The sequence below is a fragment of the Starkeya sp. ORNL1 genome, assembly GCF_012971745.1.
GTDB lineage: Bacteria > Pseudomonadota > Alphaproteobacteria > Rhizobiales > Xanthobacteraceae > Ancylobacter.
Map to the genome: position 1 here is coordinate 2,967,238 of NZ_CP048834.1, position 19,180 is coordinate 2,986,417.

27 protein-coding genes and 1 tRNA gene are annotated in these 19,180 nt (G+C 64.2%); 11 read left to right on the forward strand and 17 right to left on the reverse strand.

Translation table 11 applies throughout. From position 1 onward, the window contains the following. The 5 genes from G3545_RS14155 to G3545_RS14175 all read right to left on the reverse strand — a co-directional run bounded on the left by G3545_RS14155 (position 1) and on the right by G3545_RS14175 (position 4,893). Positions 1–210: a hypothetical protein gene (locus G3545_RS14155; RefSeq protein WP_170013621.1), complete on the reverse strand. Its 210-nt coding sequence runs from the start codon at positions 208–210 to the stop codon at positions 1–3. 1 nt (position 211) lies between these two features. Then, positions 212–2,182, reverse strand: coding sequence for a terminase gpA endonuclease subunit (locus G3545_RS14160; RefSeq protein WP_170013623.1), 1,971 nt, complete (start codon positions 2,180–2,182; stop codon positions 212–214). Positions 2,183–2,194: 12 nt separating this feature from the next. Continuing rightward, positions 2,195–2,833, reverse strand: coding sequence for a hypothetical protein (locus G3545_RS14165; protein ID WP_170013625.1), 639 nt, complete (start codon positions 2,831–2,833; stop codon positions 2,195–2,197). Between the two features lie 358 nt (positions 2,834–3,191). Next, complete coding sequence (locus G3545_RS14170) at positions 3,192–3,839, reverse strand: hypothetical protein (protein WP_170013627.1); 648 nt, start codon at positions 3,837–3,839, stop codon at positions 3,192–3,194. Between the two features lie 13 nt (positions 3,840–3,852). Continuing rightward, positions 3,853–4,893 (reverse strand): helix-turn-helix domain-containing protein, encoded by a 1,041-nt coding sequence (locus G3545_RS14175; protein ID WP_281411719.1) that lies wholly within the window; start codon positions 4,891–4,893, stop codon positions 3,853–3,855. Positions 4,894–5,069: 176 nt separating this feature from the next. Between G3545_RS14175 and G3545_RS14180 the strand changes: the two genes are divergently transcribed. After that, positions 5,070–5,336, forward strand: a complete 267-nt coding sequence (locus tag G3545_RS14180; RefSeq protein ID WP_170013631.1) for a hypothetical protein — start codon at positions 5,070–5,072, stop codon at positions 5,334–5,336. A gap of 17 nt (positions 5,337–5,353) precedes the next feature. On the opposite strand, the gene G3545_RS14185 is transcribed toward G3545_RS14180, so the two are convergent. Beyond that, positions 5,354–7,135, reverse strand: a complete 1,782-nt coding sequence (locus G3545_RS14185) for a DNA cytosine methyltransferase (protein ID WP_170013633.1) — start codon at positions 7,133–7,135, stop codon at positions 5,354–5,356. Between the two features lie 134 nt (positions 7,136–7,269). Between G3545_RS14185 and G3545_RS14190 the strand changes: the two genes are divergently transcribed. Then, positions 7,270–8,397, forward strand: coding sequence for a DUF6161 domain-containing protein (locus G3545_RS14190; RefSeq protein ID WP_170013635.1), 1,128 nt, complete (start codon positions 7,270–7,272; stop codon positions 8,395–8,397). A gap of 62 nt (positions 8,398–8,459) precedes the next feature. Here the strand turns inward: G3545_RS14190 and G3545_RS14195 are convergent, their stop codons facing one another. Continuing rightward, the gene (locus G3545_RS14195) at positions 8,460–8,813 is read right to left on the reverse strand and encodes an HNH endonuclease (RefSeq protein WP_170013636.1); all 354 of its coding nucleotides are present in this window, start codon (positions 8,811–8,813) and stop codon (positions 8,460–8,462) included. Between the two features lie 110 nt (positions 8,814–8,923). Here G3545_RS14195 and G3545_RS14200 point away from each other — a divergent pair, with 110 nt between their 5' ends. Further along, a complete protein-coding gene (locus G3545_RS14200; RefSeq protein ID WP_170013638.1) occupies positions 8,924–9,166 on the forward strand; it encodes a hypothetical protein in 243 nt (80 codons plus the stop codon). A gap of 399 nt (positions 9,167–9,565) precedes the next feature. Further along, on the forward strand, positions 9,566–9,862 hold the full coding sequence (locus G3545_RS14205) for a hypothetical protein (protein ID WP_170013640.1): 297 nt from the start codon (positions 9,566–9,568) through the stop codon (positions 9,860–9,862). Positions 9,863–9,867: 5 nt separating this feature from the next. On the opposite strand, the gene G3545_RS29910 is transcribed toward G3545_RS14205, so the two are convergent. From G3545_RS29910 to G3545_RS14220, 3 genes are read right to left on the reverse strand one after another with little or no spacing between them, the layout of a single operon-like run. Then, the gene (locus G3545_RS29910; RefSeq protein WP_170013642.1) at positions 9,868–10,593 is read right to left on the reverse strand and encodes a helix-turn-helix domain-containing protein; all 726 of its coding nucleotides are present in this window, start codon (positions 10,591–10,593) and stop codon (positions 9,868–9,870) included. After that, complete coding sequence (locus tag G3545_RS14215) at positions 10,550–11,059, reverse strand: phage regulatory CII family protein (RefSeq protein ID WP_170013644.1); 510 nt, start codon at positions 11,057–11,059, stop codon at positions 10,550–10,552. The genes G3545_RS29910 and G3545_RS14215 overlap by 44 nt, the downstream gene beginning before the upstream one ends. Beyond that, positions 11,056–11,307, reverse strand: a complete 252-nt coding sequence (locus G3545_RS14220; protein ID WP_170013646.1) for a Cro/CI family transcriptional regulator — start codon at positions 11,305–11,307, stop codon at positions 11,056–11,058. Before G3545_RS14220 ends, G3545_RS14215 begins: the two co-directional genes overlap by 4 nt. On the opposite strand from G3545_RS14220, the gene G3545_RS14225 reads away from it, so the two are divergent. Then, positions 11,306–12,064, forward strand: coding sequence for a helix-turn-helix domain-containing protein (locus tag G3545_RS14225; RefSeq protein ID WP_170013648.1), 759 nt, complete (start codon positions 11,306–11,308; stop codon positions 12,062–12,064). The genes G3545_RS14220 and G3545_RS14225 overlap by 2 nt on opposite strands. 35 nt (positions 12,065–12,099) lie before the next feature. On the opposite strand, the gene G3545_RS14230 is transcribed toward G3545_RS14225, so the two are convergent. Both G3545_RS14230 and G3545_RS14235 read right to left on the reverse strand, forming a co-directional pair. After that, on the reverse strand, positions 12,100–12,657 hold the full coding sequence (locus G3545_RS14230) for a sugar O-acetyltransferase (protein ID WP_170013650.1): 558 nt from the start codon (positions 12,655–12,657) through the stop codon (positions 12,100–12,102). Between the two features lie 170 nt (positions 12,658–12,827). Beyond that, on the reverse strand, positions 12,828–13,124 hold the full coding sequence (locus G3545_RS14235; RefSeq protein WP_206151429.1) for a hypothetical protein: 297 nt from the start codon (positions 13,122–13,124) through the stop codon (positions 12,828–12,830). 186 nt (positions 13,125–13,310) lie between these two features. On the opposite strand from G3545_RS14235, the gene G3545_RS14240 reads away from it, so the two are divergent. From G3545_RS14240 to G3545_RS14265, 6 genes are all read left to right on the forward strand, one after another. Next, a complete protein-coding gene (locus G3545_RS14240) occupies positions 13,311–13,589 on the forward strand; it encodes a hypothetical protein (protein WP_170013652.1) in 279 nt (92 codons plus the stop codon). 110 nt (positions 13,590–13,699) lie between these two features. Further along, entirely contained in the window at positions 13,700–13,987 is a 288-nt protein-coding gene (locus G3545_RS14245) for a hypothetical protein (RefSeq protein ID WP_170013654.1), read from the forward strand. A 67-nt stretch (positions 13,988–14,054) separates the two neighbouring features. After that, entirely contained in the window at positions 14,055–14,393 is a 339-nt protein-coding gene (locus G3545_RS14250) for a DUF2312 domain-containing protein (RefSeq protein WP_170018080.1), read from the forward strand. Beyond that, positions 14,380–15,450, forward strand: a complete 1,071-nt coding sequence (locus G3545_RS14255; RefSeq protein ID WP_170013656.1) for a PcfJ domain-containing protein — start codon at positions 14,380–14,382, stop codon at positions 15,448–15,450. Before G3545_RS14250 ends, G3545_RS14255 begins: the two co-directional genes overlap by 14 nt. Next, positions 15,447–15,731, forward strand: a complete 285-nt coding sequence (locus tag G3545_RS14260; protein ID WP_170013658.1) for a hypothetical protein — start codon at positions 15,447–15,449, stop codon at positions 15,729–15,731. Before G3545_RS14255 ends, G3545_RS14260 begins: the two co-directional genes overlap by 4 nt. Positions 15,732–15,739: 8 nt before the next feature. Then, entirely contained in the window at positions 15,740–16,846 is a 1,107-nt protein-coding gene (locus tag G3545_RS14265) for a tyrosine-type recombinase/integrase (RefSeq protein ID WP_170013660.1), read from the forward strand. A gap of 84 nt (positions 16,847–16,930) precedes the next feature. Here G3545_RS14265 and G3545_RS14270 read toward each other — a convergent pair. The 5 genes from G3545_RS14270 to G3545_RS14290 all read right to left on the reverse strand — a co-directional run bounded on the left by G3545_RS14270 (position 16,931) and on the right by G3545_RS14290 (position 19,175). Beyond that, positions 16,931–17,006: transfer RNA gene (locus tag G3545_RS14270), tRNA-Phe, on the reverse strand. A gap of 122 nt (positions 17,007–17,128) precedes the next feature. Beyond that, the gene (yacG, locus tag G3545_RS14275; RefSeq protein ID WP_170013662.1) at positions 17,129–17,341 is read right to left on the reverse strand and encodes a DNA gyrase inhibitor YacG; all 213 of its coding nucleotides are present in this window, start codon (positions 17,339–17,341) and stop codon (positions 17,129–17,131) included. Between the two features lie 30 nt (positions 17,342–17,371). After that, entirely contained in the window at positions 17,372–17,995 is a 624-nt protein-coding gene (locus tag G3545_RS14280) for a Maf-like protein (protein ID WP_170013664.1), read from the reverse strand. A gap of 93 nt (positions 17,996–18,088) precedes the next feature. Continuing rightward, positions 18,089–18,496 (reverse strand): low molecular weight phosphatase family protein, encoded by a 408-nt coding sequence (locus G3545_RS14285; protein WP_246702830.1) that lies wholly within the window; start codon positions 18,494–18,496, stop codon positions 18,089–18,091. 181 nt (positions 18,497–18,677) lie between these two features. Further along, positions 18,678–19,175, reverse strand: coding sequence for a UPF0262 family protein (locus G3545_RS14290; protein ID WP_170013669.1), 498 nt, complete (start codon positions 19,173–19,175; stop codon positions 18,678–18,680). Positions 19,176–19,180 lie beyond the last annotated feature (5 nt).

The following is a 19,180-nucleotide window of genomic DNA, read 5'->3' on the forward strand; positions in this document are numbered from 1 at the left end:
TCACCAGGTCCGGCAGGGAACAAGCACGACGCTGCGCGACGCGCCGGAGGCGGCCGCGCCGGAAACCTCGTTCCCCATCCGGGCAAGCTGGGCCCGCATCTCCGCCATGGAGAAGAATTCATGCGACTTGCCGTCGGAATAGGTGACCTTGCGCACGCCGGCGGCCATGGCAGCCTTCAGCCGGTCGATATCGGTCTGCGTGTATGCCATCTCATCCTCGATCGTGCCAGCTGCCGCCGCTGTGCGGGCGGGCAAAGCTGGGTGCGGCCGGAAGCACGGCCGGTGTCGGTACAGGCGTCAGCGGTTCGGGCGGAGCCGCCGGAAGTGGTCGCAGCAGAAGGTCCTCGAGGTCGCCTTGCACTTCCTCGGGGGGTTTCTCACGTTCGGCCTCTGCCTTGTCCCACACCGCATCCGGCAGATCGCGAAGTCCGAGCCGGTTGGCCGCGGTCTCTGCCTGCAGGTGCGTGTCGAGTTGCTCGTTGGCCTGGTTAGGGTCCTTCACCCATTCGTACTTGATGAAGCCGTCGCGCTTGCGCTTCGGCTTGCGATGCTCCGCCGTGATCTGGCGGAAGAATTCATCATCGAGGCCGCGCGGCAGGCCGATGAAGCCCCGCTCCAGCGGGTCCGTCTTGGCGAGGTTGCGGTACAGCGCCATTTTCAGGACCGAGGACGCGAAATTATAGAACCGCGTCGAGTACCTCAGCTTGCGGCCGGCGCGGTCGGTCTCGCGCTTCACCCGCTCCAGCAGCGGGACGTGCTCCTCGTGACGGCCGCGCACCATAATGACGCGCGATGAGGCGTGGCGCTTAACCCAGGACCAGACATCCTCTGTCCAGGCGTTGCCGTCGATCGCCAGCAGGTCGATGCCGAGGCGGCGGGTGACGCTGTTCGGCCAAGTCTGCTTCAGCAACCCGTCGAGCTTGTCCTGGCAACCGGTGGCGCTGATGTGGCCGGGTATCACGCCGGCATCGACGATCCAGCGCCGGCGCTCGCGGCCCCAGGCTACGGCCTGCCATTCGACGCGGTCGGACTGGCAGTCGACGCCGACGGTGACGAACAGTGCGCCCGCGGGCAGCGTACCCTTCGCGTAGGACGATTCCGCCGCCCGATCACGCAGCGTCTCCCATGGCACCGCCTCGCCGAGCCCTCGATAGGCGAGGCCGACGGTGTCGTTGGTGAAGGTCTGCTCGGACGCTGGGTCGCCCTTGGCCTTCAGCCACTCGCGGGCGATGCGCTCCCAGCTCTGGAGATAGGAATAGGCGCTCCAGATGTAGAACGAGCGATGCTCGCGCTTGGCCGCCGGGTTGCGTGCCCGCCATTCCAGGCCGGCCAGCATCTGCGGGCGGTGATGTTCCTCGATTTCGACGCCGCAGTCGACGCACGTGAAGTGCGCAAGCTCCGGCTTGGCCTCGTTGAGGTCGGCCAGCATATTGTCCCATTCCAGCACCTGCATCACTGCGCAATGCGGGCATGGGACGTATGGATATTCCTGACTTCCTGCCTCGAAATTGCGGGTAATCCGGCAACCCGGCATCACAAGTGGCGTCGAGACCTTGAAGATCTTCGCGAATTCATGGGCGCGAGATCGGCTGTCGGCTTGCGATTCCGGGTCGCCGGCGGCGTTCACCTCCCATTTCGCGAGGTCATCCTGCACCTGCCGGCGCATGGTAACCTGAGAAAGCGATGCCGGCGAGTTGGCGCCGGATATCTGGATGGCGCCGCGGCCGTCCCGGCGTTCCTTGTAGAGTACCGAATCCGAGCCATCTCGCGACTTGGAGTCGAACACGCCGGCGAGGCACGTCGTGCCGCGCAAGAACGGCGACAACTTCATCTTTGACCAGCGGGCGGCATTGTCCGCAGTCGGGTGGACGTAGAGCACATCGCCCGGGTCCATCGACAGCGAGCCGCCGACGAAGATGTTGGCGAGTACCGTGCCGCCAAGCTGCGCTGATTTCACCAGCGAGACGGTGCGACAGGGGTCATCCGGACCGAGCGCCCGCAGGATCTCGTCGAAATAGCCGAATAGCGCCCGGTTGTACGGGCCGGAGAACTGGCTCTCGCGCTCCGAGAACACGATATTGCGCTCGGCCCACGCTAGATAGTCGACTGGCGGCGGCGGCTCCAGCACGTCAGCCATGGCGCATGCCGCAAGGTGCGCCGCATTGGCGAGGTGGATCAACATGCTGCCTTCCGGTCAGGTCGTGCCCGGCTCCGTCGCCTCCGGCTCGTCGGTGACACCGGCGATGTCATCGAGGACGTCGGCCGGCAGCGTCTCCATGCGTTTGCGAGCGGATAGCGAAGCGCGCTCACGCACCCCGCGCATCTCGCCGCGCAGTAGGTGCAGCACGTCGCGCTGCGGGATCTGGAAGCGAGCGGCGACGGCGGTCGCGAAGTCCGGCAGCGCACCTTCGAACACGTTCAACATGGCGGCCACCAGGCCGGCCATCTGCTCGGCGGCGTCACGCGTGCGGACATAGGCGCCGCGCCGGGCCAACTCCTTTTCGGCGGCGTCGCGGTTGCGGAACTCGATTTCCCGCAGCCGCTCGCGCTTGATCCGCTCCTCGACCGGGTCACCGACAGGTGGCGGCGGCGAGCTGGCGATCGGCGCCGGCGCGGCGACCAGATTGGTATCCAGCCCGTTGCCGAAGCGCTGGCCGATGTCGATTTTCTGCCGGAGCTGCGCCATGGCGACCACAACGCGGATCTTCGCCGAGCGCCCCTCGCCGACGATGGCTTCGCCGGCAATCTTGCCCTCCGATATCCACTGCGAAACACGCCCGGCCGAGACGTTTGCGAGAGCGGCGAACTGGCCCTTGGAGACCACCTCGTCCATCTCTTTAGCCCCTGGACTTTAGGTCGTCTTTAGTTGTTTAGGCTTCCGAATTCCGGTTCCACTAGCAAACCCAAGCACTATCGCCGCCCGCATACGTATGGGGGCCGGGAAGGACCCGGATTTTTTACGGACCTGACTTTCAGGTCGTTTGCCCACTTAGGTGAATACCTAAGAGTTAGAACGCCTTGGATTGAATTAGGCAGGCTTGAATATCCACCCCGGCGCGGTGGAATAAGGGGCACATAGCCGGCTTCATCAACTGACCGAAATGAAAATGCCCGGCAGCGTCTCCGCTCCGGGCACAACTTCGACAATCCCATTTCGTGCGCTCAGATGTAGTTTGATTTGGCAAAGAGCGTCAAGGATTGGAATAGACAATCCGGACTTCTTTTTCGTCATGTCCCCAGGAAGGGCGCTCAGTGCGGCTCCCACGCACGCTGCGAGGCACGTCGTCAGTCATCCTCCACAGCTGTGCAAGAGCCGACAAGCCTATTTGCAAAGCCGGCAACTGAGCCCGATCGAGGGTGCGATCGAGGATGACAACAGCCTCCATCACGAGGAACGAACTGCGTGGGATCGCACGCAGAGCTGCCCCGTGCTGTGTGAGCACCCGCGCGCGCTTTTCCTCGTCCGTCTCGGGCCGCTCGCACTTGCCCGATTCCCCGCTCCGCCAATCATCCGGCCCGACGTTGTTCGCCACCATCTGTCCAAGCGCCGAGCCCGATGTGACAGGCGACGCGAGGAAGCGGCGATACTCAGCGACGATCCCACGCCAGCGCTCGCCCGCCCCGCACTGCGGCTCGCTGATATGGCCAGCAAGGTGCAGGCGCCCGAGCTCACTCTCGGCGCGCTGGTCGAGCCGCCTCGCCTCTGGCAACCAGGCGCGATGCGGCTGCATCATCGCGAGATCGCGTTCGCCACGTTCAAGGATCGCCGACATCGAGCGCGACAGCTGACCCGACGCCGTGCGGTTTCCCGCCTTCCTCTTTCGACCCTTCTTCGCCATGTCCCTCGCCTCCTCAAATCCCGCCTGCCAGCACGTCGTGATCGTCCGCGGTCATGCCGCGCGGCGGGTCGGTGCTGGCAGCGTCGGCCCTCGGCGGATAGCGGCGCGGGAAGGTGCGGCCCTTGTGCTCGCTCTGCACCCAGCCGCCATCATTGCTGCGCACCAGCTCGTGCCGGCCCATGGTAAAGCGATGCCCGAAGCCGGCTTGCCGATAAGCCGCCTGCCATGCCGCCCAGGCATCCGAGCCTTCCGCGACGAACACCCAATCGGCGCGATCGGTGCCGCACATCGCCCACTGCACCGCCCGCTTCACCGGATCGTCCTCAGCAGGGCGCGTCACCGGCTCGGCCTTGGCCGGCTGGCCGAGGAAGGGTTTCCAGCGGCGATCGTTCAGATAGGCCGGTGGATCGCACTTGCGCCGCTTGCTGCTGCGGCAGTGGTCGAGGTAGCGCGGCGCGCCAGCAATGGCCTCGGCCCGCTCGACGGCGGACAGCCGTGCCCAGGCCGATCTGGTTCGGCTTCGGCTGAAGGCCGGATCCGGGTCATAGGCGGCGATGAACACGTCGAGCTGCGTGTCCGGCACCGCTTCACTTTCCGATCCATGATCCGCCTTCCCCGCTCCGCCCCCCTCGGGGGCCATGGGGGTTTCTTCTATTGACGGTTCAATTGACGGTTCCTGTGTTGTCACAGCTGACAAGGGGGCCTCGTCACGGGTGACAAGGGGGGCCTCGTCAGATTGACGAGGGGGGCCCTTGTCAATCTGACAAGGGGGGGTGCCCTTTTGCGCAGAGATCAGCAGGCGGATCATGTCGCTGGTGCGCCCGCCATTCGGCCCGATCCGCGGCGTCCGCTCGATCATCCCGGCGCTCTCAAGGTCGGCCAGGCGGCGCGAGACGGTCTCCGGGCTCTGCACGCTGCGCTCGGCCAGCATGCGCCGGCTCGGCCAGCAGCAATGCTCCTCGTCCGCATAGTCGGCGAGCGCCATCAGCACCAGCTTGGCGCCCGGCGCCAGCGAGGTGATCCGCCACGCCCAATAGGAGGCTTCGACACTCATGCCGGCCTCCCCATCGCACACATCAAATGACCACGCGTGTAAGCGTAGGCCGTGCAACTGTCGCCACTGTGGGAGGTGGGTAGATCAACCCCGCACGCTTTCCGCCTATTGCGCCGCCCGGTTAACCCGACCCCGGGCGGCGCATTCAGCCGCGAAACTTTTCGGGAGGTATCGCGTTGTTGGGCGGCATGGAACGAGATCAGCACCCGAACTGGCACATGGAGCTCAGCGCGCCGATCGTGCTGAACGATGGCACGACGCTGCGGACGCTGCGCGAAAGCTATGAGCTGCTGAACGCGCGTTTCGACGGGAAGCGAAACCGCCTCGTGCTCGACGCCACCATAATGACGCTGGCGGACGCGGCGGAAAGCGGCAACCGCGATGAGATCTACGACGCGACGCGACTGCTCGATCTGCTGTTGACCGGCGAAAAGCTCAAGTAGCAAACGTTGATGGAACCTCACGCAAGAGCTCCATCGAACAGCGGAGCCGACATGATCGGCGCGTGCGTTGCGCGGGCGGCTGGCCTCCCCTTCGGCGCCTCATCTTCCAGTCCAAGGCAATTCGCCCGCACCAGGGCCTTGGCCATGTACGGCGACACGCTGTTGCCGACCATGCGTTTCTGCGCCTCGCCGGTGAACGGCTGACCGTCATAGCCGTGCTCGATGATGTAGCTGTCGGGGAAGCCCTGCGCGCGGAACAGCTCGCGCGAGGTGAGCATGCGCATGCCGATGTCGGCCAGCACAAAGGGCTCGCCGCGGATTGGCACGATGACGAGACCGAACCGGTCGCGCGTCGTTATCGTGTGCAACGGCTCCTTGAGGCGCGGATCCTGATCAACCCCATAGTATTTCATCAGGAAGGCGCGCACCTCGGCGACATGCCCGCCGCCGGCGCAGATGGTCGGTGCCGGCGCATCGACATCGGCCGCACGTCGGTCGCTGCCCTTCAGGTTCAGCAGGCCGGCCGAAACGACGGCCTGCGTGCAGGCTTTGCCGACGATGGTCGACACTGGCTCGCGCGCATCGTGGCCAACCATGTCGGTGTTGTGCTGCGCGAGGAACGCAGCAACGATCTGGTCGGTGTCCTTCCGGCTGGCCGTGATGGTGTGCAGCGGCGCGTCGAGAGGGCGTGAGGCTCCGCCCTGCTGCCCATAGCTGGAAAAGGGCATCAGCACCGGCTCGACCACACCGAAGGGGGCAGCACCGCCTGGCCGCTTGATGAAGCTGTTCGCCGTCACCGTATGGAACGGCTCGCGCAGATCGTGGCCGGTCGCGCCGGTGTGGAATTTCGTGACGAAAGGGGCGACGAGCCCGGGCGTGGCCTTTGTGGAGACGGTGCGGAGCGGCTCGCTCAACCGATTTGCGCTCGATCGCGAGTGCATCTCGACAATGTACGGATCGGCCGCATCGAGCACATAGCGCTTCACCCCCTTGGCGATGCGCGCCATCGTCGCCTCGGCCAGCGGGCGCTTGGCCGCGATGCCGAAATCGCGCTTGATCTCCGCCGATGTGGCGAAAATCGACGGACACCGCAGCGACCAATCAATGATCTCCGCCGCGGTCCGCCAGGGCTTCTTGCGCCCGCCGATCACGTCGGGATCGGTCGGCGCGCCGTGCGTCGGCTTGGGCCACACGATCTTGCGCCCGTCGCGCCGGGCGATCAGGAACAGCCGCTTGCGCACCGTCGGCGCGCCGAAGTCGCAGGCGCGCAGCTCGCGCCATTCCACCTTGTAGCCGAGCCTCCGCAGCTCGCTCACCCAGCGGTCGAAGGTCTGCCCGCGCCGTTCCGGGCACGGCACCATGAAGGGATTGCCTTCGGCATCGAGCACCGGGCGCCCCTCGGCGTCGGTCTTCTGCACCAGCGGCCCCCAGTCACGGAACTCCTCGACATTCTCCAGCAGGATCACCTTGGGCCGCGCGCGCTTCGCCCACAGCACCACCACCCACGCCAGGTCGCGGATCGAGCGCTTCAGCGGGCGCCCGCCCTTGGCCTTGCTGTGGTGCTTGCAGTCGGGCGATGCCCACAGCAGATCCACAGGTCGTCCGGCGCACACCTCGTCGGGATCCACCTGCCAGATGTTGGAATTCAGGTGCCGTGTCGCGGGGTGGTTCACCGCGTGCATGGATAGCGCCTCGGCATCGTGATTGATCGCGATGTCGGGCGAGCGTCCAAGCGCCCATTCGATCCCGGTGGATGCCCCGCCGCCGCCGGCGAAGCTGTCGATGATGAGGCCTGTCATGCCGCAACGCTCTCTGCGGCGGAACCAGCGCGACTGCGAAGCCTCTCCGAGCAATTCGTGGTTGCATAACATCCGTACGCTATGTCATTTGCTGCACCATATCCGCGCTTAGCGCATGCTGAGGAGTTGGCAATATGGATGGCGCCGCCGAGAACTCTATTCCCGCAATATTTCATAACTACTTTGCACATAGACATTTCACCGCCACTGCCAGTCCGATCGCCGGCGAAATGCGCACATCTCAGCGACAAAGATTGCGAGACCTTTTTGCCATCGTCGCTTTGGAGCGTTTGCTTACTCCCGAAGTCATAAGTCAATTTATCGACCAGGCGATCGCTCATATAGCCAATAACGGACAACGGCTGACCGCTCCTTGCCCAATATTGGTACGAGATTTGTCCGATGCCGAACAAGCAGTGATCTCTGAACGTCGAAATGAAGCAATTGGCGAGATACTTATTGCCTATTGCGAGATATTTGCTTCCTTTGGGCCGACTTCCACTAACGCCCCGATGCTGCAGCCACTCTCTGCCGCAGGAATGGCAGCTTCTGCAAGCCGAGCATATATCTCGGAGTTTCGCCTTCCAGGAGAACTCAAACGCGCGGAGAACGAATTTACCAGCTTGGTCAGCCAAGCTTATGCCGACGAAAAGACCATGCTTAGTGCGGCGGTAGGTGAGGTTAAAGATCTCAGTAAGACGCTCAGCGGCGACATTGCCGATGGTAAGCAAGCTCACCTGAACTGGGAGAAGATAGAAAGTGAAAGAAGCGCGCGCTTCAATGCACTTGAGGCGGCGTTCGCTACAAAAATTGTGCTCGAAAAGCCTGTAGAAACATGGAAGAAGAAGGCCGCGGCGCACAGGCGTGGCTTTTGGGGAGCCTCTATATTCATGTGGACCGCAAGCGCTGGCGTCATTTACCTCTGCTATCGGGCCAACGAGGCATTTTCTGATATAATTCGTGCAATTTCTGCAACCAACGCCATTGCTGCGGCGGCATTGCTTGCTATACCCTTGATAGTTGCCTTTATGGCAATCCGGATTGTCGCAAGGTCGGCGACCACAAATCTTGCCCTTCGAGAAGATGCACTTCAGAGAATGGCGCTGGCGGATATGTACTTGAGACTTCTTAGCGATCCAGCAAGCACGCTCGACAACGATGGTAAGAAGATCGCGATGTCTGCTTTGTTCCGAGCTGCGCCCGGCCAGCCCATCGACGAACCGGCAACTCATCCTGCCCTTGAAGTATTCAACAGCAAGTAGGTGGCGATGCTCGACTTTTTGAGGTGTCTCGTTTTCCCTTGGGTTTATCAAGGCCATGGCTGTCATCGCACAGCCTCCGCCACGACCACGGCCATCCGCTTGCGCGAATAGGCCAGCTTCATGTTCCGCTTCTGGAACAGCGGGGAGAGGTGCGCCGGGTTGCAGCAGCGGCGCACCCTGCATTCGTGATCCAGCTGCTCGCGCGGGCGCAGCAGCCGCCCGCCGGAAAGCCGCCACACCACCTTGTGAGCGGCCTGCGTCACGCCCTGCCACTTCACCCGGCCATAGCCGCCGCCGCGTCCGGTGCCGCTGGTGGAGCCGATCCAAAGCCAGCAGCCCAGCCTTGGGCATTCTTCCACCATGAACCGCAGCCGCGGCGGCAGGTCGGCGATGAGGTAGGCGGCGCGCTCGCTCATGGCGCAGCCCTCCGCGCGCTGGCCATCCGCGACGTGCGACAAATCGTGAAGAAACCCGCCTTAAATCGCGGCGTTAAGCCGGCACAACTCACCTCCCCATAGGTGTCGCAATGACAGGTACGAACCCCGCCGCAACTGCCCTTCGCTTCCGCGTCCAGTACGGCACGCGCGATATCGACTGCCTCGTCACCAAGGACGCGGTCGAAGCGCTGGGCGCGGCCGAGCGAAAGCTCTCCAGCCGCCATCGCAGATTCTTGGAAGGCATTGCGGCGGAGCGGATCGAATGGAGCCGCACCCCCCAAAGCACGATCGTTATCGATGCCTGGGATATCACGACGCATCGACAGGATTGATCGCGTGGAACCGGACCTCGCGGTCGGCGTTACATAACCGAACGCAACGGATCCACAGTAGTAAGGGCGACAATCTCCCCCCAAGTCTCGCACCCCGGTCGCCCGGACCAAGGCGCCGCTCTTACCCCGAGAGCGGCGCCATTTTTTTGCCGCTGCGAAGTCACGCCCCTCCAGTCGAGCGGCTTCCGCGCTGCAATTCCTTGAAATAACAAGTAATTGCTTGACGGCTAAAATTCTTGGCCTCGGGAACCTTGCAGACTGCGTTCTGTTACTTCCGCATGGGGACCCTGCAGCCCCATTCCACTCTACCCAGGCGCGCCACAACTTCGCGGGTCGTTTCCCCGACACCAATAACCGCGGGGGCGAGATCGGCGCGCCTGGGCTTTTTGAGGACGGGCTATGCACCACCTCGCAACGCTGTCCGGCACGGGATCCCTTCTCACGCGCGAAGCTGCATCCGCGGTCGCCACCTATCGAATTGCCATATATCGACACACGTCTGGCCCCCAACAGGGCGTAACGGTCACGCAAGGGGTTCTCGCCACGGCGCCCTGGGCGGTTGTGGCGGCACGAAACGACGGCAGTGCGATCCTGATGCTCGACACCGGCGAAGCGGTCGATGTTCGCTTCGTTGACCTGGGCGCCAGCGACACGACGGCCATTTTCATCCTCACCGGCAAGCTGCCAGCATTCTGAAAATCTCATCGGCCCGCCTCCGGCGTCTCGCCTTCGGCAGGCTTCACCGCTGACAGGGCACCGAGCAGCGCGCTGACATCTGCGGCGAGCGCGGCATTCGTTGTCAGCAGGCCCGTGATCTTGCGGACGCCATGCAGGATGGTGGTGTGGTCGCGCCCGCCGAAGCGGCGGCCAATGTCGGGATAGGAGCGCGTGGTCAGCACCTTGGTCAGGTACATCGCCACCTGGCGCGGCCGGACAACGCCCACGCTGCGTCGACGCGCAAGGATGTCGCCGACAGCGACATCATAGAATGCGGCGGTAGCTGCGATGATCGTCGCAACCGGCACACCGAACGAACCGCGCCGCGTTGGGCGCGCCGCGACGCTCAGCCAGTCGCGGGGCGCCTCGATCTTCGGCGCCGGCGAAGGCGGCGTGTCGTCCTCATCATCGTCATCGAAATCCACCCGGAGTGGCGGCGGGCCGAGCCGGAACACCAGACGCGTTACGCCACCATCCGTCACTCGAGCGATGGCTTGGACAACCGGCACCGCGGCCGGCAACATCTTCGCGCGGAAAGCGCTCCTCGGGCGGAACAGTTCGACGGGTTCCGGGCGTGGCGGCAGGGTCGGCTCCGGCGTTCTGGCTGCCGGCTCCAGCCAGGCGATGCGCGGCATGGAAGGTCGACGATCATCGCTCATGGCGCCCTCACCCCCTGCCGCGGCGGCCGGCGATCTCGGCCACCAGCGCATAGAGGTCGGCCACCTTTGCCAGTGCCTCGCCCAGCGGCTTCACCGCCTCGCGCGCTTCGGCCGGCGTCAGTTCGGCGCCGCCGGCGGAGCCCTCGGAGATATCGGCGAACAGCAGCGCGATGGCCTCGCCGGTCTCGCGCATCACTTCGGCAGAGAGCGTCGCCACCTTGCCGGCGTCACCGTCCGGCATCGGCACGAAAACGCCGCCCGCGGCGAGCGCCAGGTGCTGCGCCGCGTCGGGGCAACCGAAATGCCGGGTGAGCATGGCAACGCGGCCGAAGCCGAGATCACTGGGCTGGTCCGGGTCGATCTGCTTGCGCAGCGTCCAGTGTGTCACGCCAAGGAAATCGGCGGCCAGCGGCAGGCCTTCGGTCGGCGCGCCATTGGCGCCATGTGTCCGGCCGATCGCTTCGAACAGATGCACGAGCGCGTCGTGCGCCGAACCGGGGTTCGCGCGCTTCATCATGGCAAGGCCTCTGAGAGGTTGGAATTGCTGGCAAGCCGGCGGTCCGGCACTGTCGGCGGCGGATAGATGTCCGGCCGCAATTCGTGGCGCGGGATGCCGGTGGCGGCCTCGACGGCCAGGACGCGTGCAACCGGCACGCGTTTCCATTGCGAAATGGCTTGAGGTCGCACGCCAATCGCGAGCGCGAGGGCGCTCGACGTTTCCGAATGGGTGATCGCTTTGAGTAGCGCTTCGTCGCGGGTGTCCATGGCTGCGGAATTTAAGCCGTGCTTTAATCAAAAATCAAGTGACACTTTCTCGCCTGATGTAAAGGAGCGCTTTACTCTCGGCTTCATGTCGCGCGGCACTCGAATTCGTCAGATCCGGAAACAGATTGGCCTCAACCAAACGGAGTTTGGTGAGCGGGTCGGCGTCACGCCGCAAGCCGTCTCGCAGTGGGAGCGAGGCTTAACTGAGCCGGAACTCGACCGCCTGCAGGCCATTGCGGGCCAATTTGCGGTGGACTTTGAGTGGTTGGCCAGCGGCAAAGGCGACGCACAGCTGGTTGAGCCCCGGCCTACAATCGAAGCTCAGCGCCCAATTCCCGCGGAAGACCTTATCGGCTTGCGAGACTTCCCTGTTTTCGCTGCCGCAATGGGCGGCGAGGGCCACCTGATCGTCAGTTTCGAGCAGATCGAGACGGTCAAGCGGCCGTCTATCCTCGAGGGCGTCCGCAATGCTTATGCGTTGCTGATCAGCGGTGACTCGATGCGCCCGGCCTTCAACCATGGCGATATGGCCCTGGTGCACCCTGGCCTGCCGACCGCGCGCGATAAGATCCACATTTTCTATGATCACCCACCCTTCGGCGAGGCCGGAGAGGTGGAAGCCATGATCAAGAACCTGGTCGGCTGGACGAACGACAAGTGGAAGCTGGAGCAGTACAATCCAGCGAAGCTTTTCGACGTCGATAAGATCGATTGGCCTACAGCCCACCGCGTCGTCGGCAGGTATGACGCGCGATAGGCGAGACAGCTCCCGACCCCATGGCAGACGCTTCCTCAGTCGGCGATCGAACGAATGATCCTCGCCGGGTTTCCTCCGACAAGGGTATTCGCGGGCACGTCCTTGGTGACTACGGAGCCCGCCGCAACAACAGAGTTTTCGCCCACCGTCACTCCGCCGATGATCGTTGCGCCGGCTGCGATCCAGACGTTTTTCTCAATCGCGATGGGCTCTGCGATCACGAAGGCGCGCCGCTGGGAAGGTTCAATGGGATGCCCAGTTGTGATGATGCTCACGTTCGGCCCAATCATCACGTCGTCGGCAATGTCGAGCCCGCCGAGGTCATAGAATGTGCAATTCTGATTTACGAAGACATTGCGCCCGACACTAATATCGACCCCGTTGGCTGTGTAGAATGGCGGGATCAATAAAAAACTGTCGTCCACCTTCTTGCCGATGAGATCGCTGAACAAGGCCCGGACTTCATCCGCATCGTCGAACGTCAAACGGTTGAGGATGGCGGTGATCGCCATCGCTCGTTTGACGTTCGCTGACATGGCCGCAGATTCCGGCGTTCTCCTGGGAATTATCTTGGTGCGATCATCATTCGCCATTCGTTATTTTCCTGCGAGCGAGGTCGAGCGAGCATTCGCCGCATGACGGCGTATCGAGATTCGCTGTGTGTAGCCACACAGCAGAACGGCCGGAATCCACTCATCTCGGCCGTTCCGGTTATTGGTTCACGACCCAGTAATGCGCCCACTCTATTGGCGATCGCTGATAACTAGGCCGGAATTGCCTCCGGCCATTCGCGCCGGCGGCCGCCAACTGCATCCGCAACCTGCATCGGCACCTCTCCGAACGTCGCCAGCACCACAGCGTCTTCCCAGTCACCAAGGTCGGGATCGCCAGTCTTTGAAAAGGCCACCGCACCACCTGCCGCCCCTACCCGCTTCGCCATCGCTTCCGCCATGCGCCTCGCCTGCAGTGCGCTTGCGGCCGGCTGCGCTTCCCCCTCTTTCAACCGGCCCTTGGCGGTTGGCAGGTAGGGCATCGCGACGTGATAGGTAAGCTTGGCCATCCATTGGTCCCCTCTATTTACGGTATCATTCTGACTCCCTTAACGAGAACAATGCAAGAACGAATGATTCGTGCGCACACAATCGTCGACTTGCAGATTGAAGCATTGCTTTAATTTTGCCTTGACCGTGATTTAAAGCAATGCTTTCATTTTCTCCATCGAACCACCCGATGGGAGAACTCGGCCATGCAGCCGCACACCGAACCGAACTACCGCATCCTCAAGCCCGGCCAGCCGGTCGCCGCCCGCCGCGAAACCGCGGCGCAGCGCGCTGAGCGCGAGATCTCCGAGCACAATGAGAAGGTCCAGCACCTCGCGCAGGACATCGAGAACGTCGTGGCCCGCGAGGGTCACGTGAAGGATGTCGATCTCCTCACCCTCGGCTGGTCGCTGCCGACACTGAACGAGTTGCAGGACGAGGCGCTGCAGACGGTCCGCGCCCGCGCCGAGCGCCGCATCGCCTAGCTCCCCAAACTCGGCCCGCCGCAGGGCCAGGCCGGAGCATGCGTCGCACTCCTCCCGCGATCCCCCAACGCGCGCTCCGGCCAATTTCATTCACCACTCAGGAGGCTGTCATGCCGAGCGTATTTCCGCGCCGCCTGCTGTTCCCGCGCATGTCCGGCCCCGCCCGCCTCGCCGCGGTGCTTTGGCTTCTCACGGCCATTGCTGTCGGTGCCATCCTCATCGTCGCCACGCTGCGTCCCGCCGCAGCGGCCGGCCCGCTCGACATCATCGCCCCGACGGGCCAGCCCGTCGGCCAGTTGATGGCGCTCGGCGTCGTCACCGGCGCCGCCATCATCGGCTGCGTCGGCGCCATCCTGTTTGTCGGCGCCGGCGGCCATCCGCGCCGTCGTCGCATCTGAGGGCTGGCAGATGGCGCGCGCAAAGAAATCCGCCACCGAGCGATGGGGCGATGTCGGCCCGCGCGGCATGCCCGCACCGGAGCCCGAGCCGAACGATCAACCCCTGTCCGATGCAGCTGCCGGCTTCGCCAGGGATCAGTTGAAATCCTTCATCGAGCGCATCGAGCGCCTCGATGAGGAGAAGAAGACCATTGCCGACGACATCAAGGATGTCTTCGCCGAGGCAAAGGGCAACGGCTTCGACACCAAGGCCCTGCGCACTATCCTGCGCATCCGCAGGCAGGACGCCGACCAGCTCGCCGAGCACGAAGCGATCGTCGATCTCTACAAGCAGGCGCTCGGCATGCTCGGCGACACGCCTCTTGGCCAGGCGGCCATACAGAGGGCCGGCCATGCTGGTCGGTGATGACGATCCCGGCACTCTGTTCGTAAACGAGGACTGGCGCGAGGAAGCCGGCGCGCGAGCGCATGCGCTGTTCCCGTCCAATCGCGGCATGCAAACCTTGGCCGGCCTGATGGCGCGCAGCCATCGCTTTGGCATCCAATATCTTGAACAGGCGCCGGCAATCATCCCCTTCATCACCGCTGGCGGTTGGGCGAAGACGCGCCCCGAGCGAATGATGATCTCCCGGCATTTCGGCGAAGCAGTTCACTCCGGGCCGCGCCTCAAGGATCTGCTTGCCAGATGGCAGGCGCCTTTGCCAATCCGTCGCATCAGTAGCTCGGCAGTCTGCCGCGAGAGCTTCGCGACCATCTTCATGCTGCGTCAGATCGCGCCGTCGGATCTCGCTCAGATGGTGCCGGAGAAGTCGCGCCATCAGAGTGAATGGCTTCGCGCCATGCGTGAGTGGCGCGGCCGGGAGCAGTGGTGTTCCCGGCTTGCGAGCCCAGAGATGCGGCGCTGGGCGGGCCTGGCCCTCAGCCGCGAAATCGTGGCTGGGCACCATCCGCAGCGACAAGTCCGAGATCTGACGGACTTCATTATGCGCGAGCCCACCCGATTCAGTCCGAAATGGAGTTGGATGGCCGCCCTCGGCTCCATGGAGGAGTGGCATCAGGTACTCGCCAAGCGCAGCAACGAGGAGAAGTTCCTGCATCAGCACGGCTTTCGTTTCGAGCAGCAGGTTGACTATACGCCGCTGCCGGAGAGCGCCGATGTGCACGGCGTCCGCTTCACCGCGTTGCGTTCCGGCAAGGATCTCTGGACGGAAGGCGCCGCGATGCGCCACTGCGTCTCCACCTATGTCCGCGACGTGATGACCGGCAAGAGTCGGATCTATTCGATCACGCTCGGCGAGCGCCGTGTGGCGACCATGGAGCTGCAGCCGTTCGGCAAGGGCTGGCGCATCATCCAGATCAAAGGCCCTTGCAACGCGGTGCCGGTGATCGGCGCTCGGCAGGCCGCCGCCCTGCTTGTCGAGGGCATCAACAAAAGCATCGCTACCGATGAGGTCGCAGCATGAGTGTCGAACACCGTCACCAGGTGCTCCCCATGTCCCTGCCGCCGCGCGGGCTCTCGCGTATCGAGGCGGCGGCCTATGTCGGCGTTTCGCCCTCGATGTTCGACATCATGGTTGTGGATGGCCGCATGCCGCCGCCCAAGTCTATCAATGCGCGTACGGTGTGGGATCGACACCGGCTTGACGAATGCTTCTCCGCGCTCCCCGATAAGGGCGATGCTGCCAGGAGCGCGGCGGCGCAGGGCGCCGGGGGCTATGATCCCTGGGCAAATTGCAGGGCCTGACGGGCAGAATGGAGCTACGGTACAAATACCTCTATGAGGATCTGGACCGCCACGGCAACGTGCGGATCTACGTCTGGCGCGGCAAGGGCCACAAGAAGGTCCGGATCCGCGAGGAGGTCGGCACGCCCGCGTTTCGCCGCGCCTATGACGCGGCATTGGAGGCCGAGGCTGAGCCCGCCGATCCCGTGGTCGCGGTCGGGAGGAAGGATCGCAAGCCTCCGAAGCCGGACACCCTTCGCTGGCTGTGCGAGCGCTACCGCAAGGAGTGCGCCGAGTTCCTGCTGCTGGGCGACCAGACGCGGCACGTGCGCGGCCTGATCTTCGAAAGCATCTACGAGGAGCCGACCGAGCCCGGCGCATCCACGCTCTATGGCGACTTCCCGAATGATCGCCTCAGCGTCAAAGCCATCCGGGTACTGCGCGATCGGAAGATAGAGTATCCCGAGGCCGGAAATGGCCGGGTAAAGGCCCTCCGCCAGGTGTTCAAATGGGCGATCGAGGAAGAGGTACCGGGCGTCAGGGTGAACTATGCCCGCGACGTTCCCTATTTTGAGGGATCGAAGGACGGGTTCCACACCTGGACCATTGAAGAGATCGAGCAGTTCGACGCCCGCTGGCCGCTTGGCACCAAGGCCAGGCTGGCAAAGGATCTGTTGCAGTACACCGGCGCCCGCCGCTCCGACGCAGTCACCTTCGGCCGGCAGATGATTCGCAACGGCAAGATCCACTTCACCGAGATGAAGGGGCGACGCCGCGTCCTCAAGGAGCGGGAGCTGCCGGTGCTGCCGCAGCTTCAGGAGAGCATCGACGCCATGCCGGGCGATCACCTCACCTTCCTGGTGACCGAGTTCGGTGCGCCGTTCACTGAGGCCGGATTCGGCAACTGGTTTCGCGACCGGTGCGACGCGGCTGGGCTTCCGCAGTGCTCGGCCCACGGCCTGCGCAAGGCCGGCGCCACGATCGCAGCGGACAACGGCGCGACGGAGCATCAGCTGATGGCGATCTATGGATGGGAAAGCCCGAAGCAGGCCGCCGTCTACACGAAGAAGGCGAACCGAAAGAAGCTCGCAGGCGACGCCATGCACCTCGTCGTCCCGGTCAAATCCGGAACATAGTTCTTTCCCACCAAATCATTCCCACCTGTCCGGTGGGAAAAATAGGGCGAAAAACCCTTATTTATCAATATGATGAGAAATGGATGGTGCCCAGGGACGGAGTCGAACCGCCGACACTGCGATTTTCAGTCGCATGCTCTACCAACTGAGCTACCTGGGCGTAGCCGGCAACGGCCAGGGCCGTGCGGAGCGGGCGGGTTATAGAGTCTCGTTTCCGCTCTGTCCATACGACGCCAGGCGGAAAATAGCGGTCTTCCCCAGACGCTTCCGCTCCGACGCTACTCAGCCGCGCCGCGGCGGTTCCGGCGCCAGCGGCGGGGTGTCGCCGTCCTCGTCGTCCTCCTCCACTGCCGGAATGGCGTAGCTGCCGCTCAGCCAGCGGTGCAGGTCGACATCGGCGCAGCGCGACGAGCAGAACGGGCGATACTTCTCCACCGCCGGCTTGCCGCAGATCGGGCAAGGCTTGTCCTGAGAGGATTTCGCGGGCGCGCTCATGATACGTCCCGCCTCATTGTACGTTCCGTCTCATGCCGGGTTGGTCCAGCTGTAGCGCACCGGATAGCCCTCGCCGGCCAGCAGCGCCACGGTCTCGGCGAGCGGCAGGCCGACCACATTGGTGTAGGAGCCCACCAGCTTCACCACGAAGGTGCCGGCAAAGCCCTGGATGGCATAGCCACCGGCCTTGCCGCGCCATTCGCCGGAGGCGAGATAGGCCTCGATATCCTCGCGCGACAGCCGCTTGAAACGCACCCGGGTTTCGACGAGGCGCGAGCGCAGCGCGCCCTTCGCCGTTACCACCGCCACGCCCGAATAGACGCGGTGGGCGCGGCCGGAGAGCAGGCGCAGGCAATCGGCCGCCTCTTCCGCGATCTCGGGCTTCGGCAGGATGCGCCGGCCGACCGCGACCACGGTGTCGGCCGCGATCAGATAGGCGCCGGGAAACTCGCCGCTGGCCTCGCGCCTGGTCTGCGCCACCTGCGCCTTCTCCTTGGCGAGCCGCAAAGCAAGCCGGCGCGGCAGCTCGCCGCGCTCCGGCGTCTCGTCGATCTCGGCGGGCATGAGCGCATCAGGTTCGAGGCCGGCCTGGGCAAGCAGCGCGAGACGGCGCGGCGAGCCCGAGGCCAGCACCAGGGTCGGGCGGCCGTTCACGCGGGAACTCCTTGTTCCGCCGGAGGACCCGGCGGCATTCGAATGCGCCGGCACGCTAATGGAAAGCTCGGCTTCTGTGAACGGGGCGCGGCCTCACCGTGCACGGAAACGGGCGCGGATGCGCATCTCCAGCTCGTCACGCACTGCGCGATAGGCGTCGAGCTGCTGTTCGCGGTTTCCCGTCGCCAGCGTCGGATCCGGCGTCGGCCAATATTCGATGGCGATGGCATTGGTGCGGGTCAGCTCCAGCGCGCGGTGATGGGCGTCCGGCGAGAGGGTGATGACGAGGTCGAAGCCGAGGCCCTCATTCTCCTCCAGCTCTTCCAGCGTCTGCGGGCGGTGGCGGCGATTCTCCAGGCCGACCTCATCGAGCACGGCGCTGACGAAGGGGTCGATCTCGCCCTTCATCACGCCGGCCGAGCCGATATAGAGCGAGCGGCCGAACAAATGCTTGGCCAGCGCCGCGGCCAGCGGCGAGCGGACGCTGTTCTGCCCGCACATGAAGAGCACGGATTGCGGACGCGCCAGAGCCCTTTCCGATCGGATGGAATCATCCGGTCGCCAAGAAAGTGCTCTAGGTTCAACAGGCTGGAGCATTTTCTCATCGCAAAAGTCATTCAACTTTTGTGGAAAATGCTCAAGGCGCGGCGCCGCGCCGGGAAGGATGGGGGCCAGGTCCATCTCAGCCCTTCCAGTGCAGCGCGCAGACTAGCGTGAAAAGCCGCCGGGCGGTGCCGAAATCGACGTCGATCTTGTCCTGCAGCCGCTCGCGCAGGACTTCGGAGCCCTCATTGTGCAAGCCGCGCCGGCCCATATCGATCGCCTCGATCTTCGAGGGGGTCAAAGTGCGGATGGCGGCGTAATAGCTCTCGCAGACCAGGAAATAATCCTTCACGACCTTGCGCAGCGGGCTGAGCGAGAGGTGGTGGGTGACGACCGGGGCGCCGTCCTCGCGGGTGATCTCCAGCACCAGCCGGTTGTCGGCGAGCGCGATGGCCAGCAGATAAGGTCCGGGCTCGGGATCGCCGATGGGGCAGAAGCTGTTCTGCTCGACCAGGTCGTAAATGGCGATGGCGCGCTCATGCTCGATATCGCGCGAGGCATGGCCGATCGACGCCGCGTCCAGCGTCACCGCGGCGAGGCGGCGCGTGGCATGATGCGGATCATCGCCTTCGGCCATCGGCG

Bases quoted from the DNA above. Each gene is read 5' to 3' on its own strand.
- G3545_RS14205 (WP_170013640.1), top strand. From the start codon at position 9,566: ATGCACCACCTCGCAACGCTGTCCGGCACGGGATCCCTTCTCACGCGC.
- G3545_RS14200 (WP_170013638.1), top strand. From the start codon at position 8,924: ATGACAGGTACGAACCCCGCCGCAACTGCCCTTCGCTTCCGCGTCCAG.
- G3545_RS14255 (WP_170013656.1), top strand. From the start codon at position 14,380: ATGCTGGTCGGTGATGACGATCCCGGCACTCTGTTCGTAAACGAGGAC.
- G3545_RS14185 (WP_170013633.1), bottom strand. From the start codon at position 7,135: ATGACAGGCCTCATCATCGACAGCTTCGCCGGCGGCGGCGGGGCATCC.
- G3545_RS14155 (WP_170013621.1), bottom strand. From the start codon at position 210: ATGGCATACACGCAGACCGATATCGACCGGCTGAAGGCTGCCATGGCC.
- G3545_RS14190 (WP_170013635.1), top strand. From the start codon at position 7,270: ATGGATGGCGCCGCCGAGAACTCTATTCCCGCAATATTTCATAACTAC.
- G3545_RS14245 (WP_170013654.1), top strand. From the start codon at position 13,700: ATGCCGAGCGTATTTCCGCGCCGCCTGCTGTTCCCGCGCATGTCCGGC.
- G3545_RS14160 (WP_170013623.1), bottom strand. From the start codon at position 2,182: ATGTTGATCCACCTCGCCAATGCGGCGCACCTTGCGGCATGCGCCATG.
- G3545_RS14225 (WP_170013648.1), top strand. From the start codon at position 11,306: ATGGCTGCGGAATTTAAGCCGTGCTTTAATCAAAAATCAAGTGACACT.
- G3545_RS14235 (WP_206151429.1), bottom strand. From the start codon at position 13,124: ATGGCCAAGCTTACCTATCACGTCGCGATGCCCTACCTGCCAACCGCC.
- G3545_RS14240 (WP_170013652.1), top strand. From the start codon at position 13,311: ATGCAGCCGCACACCGAACCGAACTACCGCATCCTCAAGCCCGGCCAG.
- G3545_RS14220 (WP_170013646.1), bottom strand. From the start codon at position 11,307: ATGGACACCCGCGACGAAGCGCTACTCAAAGCGATCACCCATTCGGAA.
- G3545_RS14175 (WP_281411719.1), bottom strand. From the start codon at position 4,893: ATGAGTGTCGAAGCCTCCTATTGGGCGTGGCGGATCACCTCGCTGGCG.
- G3545_RS14215 (WP_170013644.1), bottom strand. From the start codon at position 11,059: ATGATGAAGCGCGCGAACCCCGGTTCGGCGCACGACGCGCTCGTGCAT.
- G3545_RS14290 (WP_170013669.1), bottom strand. From the start codon at position 19,175: ATGGCCGAAGGCGATGATCCGCATCATGCCACGCGCCGCCTCGCCGCG.
- G3545_RS14265 (WP_170013660.1), top strand. From the start codon at position 15,740: ATGGAGCTACGGTACAAATACCTCTATGAGGATCTGGACCGCCACGGC.
- G3545_RS14285 (WP_246702830.1), bottom strand. From the start codon at position 18,496: ATGTGCGGGCAGAACAGCGTCCGCTCGCCGCTGGCCGCGGCGCTGGCC.
- G3545_RS14260 (WP_170013658.1), top strand. From the start codon at position 15,447: ATGAGTGTCGAACACCGTCACCAGGTGCTCCCCATGTCCCTGCCGCCG.
- G3545_RS14165 (WP_170013625.1), bottom strand. From the start codon at position 2,833: ATGGACGAGGTGGTCTCCAAGGGCCAGTTCGCCGCTCTCGCAAACGTC.
- G3545_RS29910 (WP_170013642.1), bottom strand. From the start codon at position 10,593: ATGCGCTGGTGGCCGAGATCGCCGGCCGCCGCGGCAGGGGGTGAGGGC.
- yacG (WP_170013662.1), bottom strand. From the start codon at position 17,341: ATGAGCGCGCCCGCGAAATCCTCTCAGGACAAGCCTTGCCCGATCTGC.
- G3545_RS14230 (WP_170013650.1), bottom strand. From the start codon at position 12,657: ATGGCGAATGATGATCGCACCAAGATAATTCCCAGGAGAACGCCGGAA.
- G3545_RS14195 (WP_170013636.1), bottom strand. From the start codon at position 8,813: ATGAGCGAGCGCGCCGCCTACCTCATCGCCGACCTGCCGCCGCGGCTG.
- G3545_RS14250 (WP_170018080.1), top strand. From the start codon at position 14,055: ATGCCCGCACCGGAGCCCGAGCCGAACGATCAACCCCTGTCCGATGCA.
- G3545_RS14170 (WP_170013627.1), bottom strand. From the start codon at position 3,839: ATGGCGAAGAAGGGTCGAAAGAGGAAGGCGGGAAACCGCACGGCGTCG.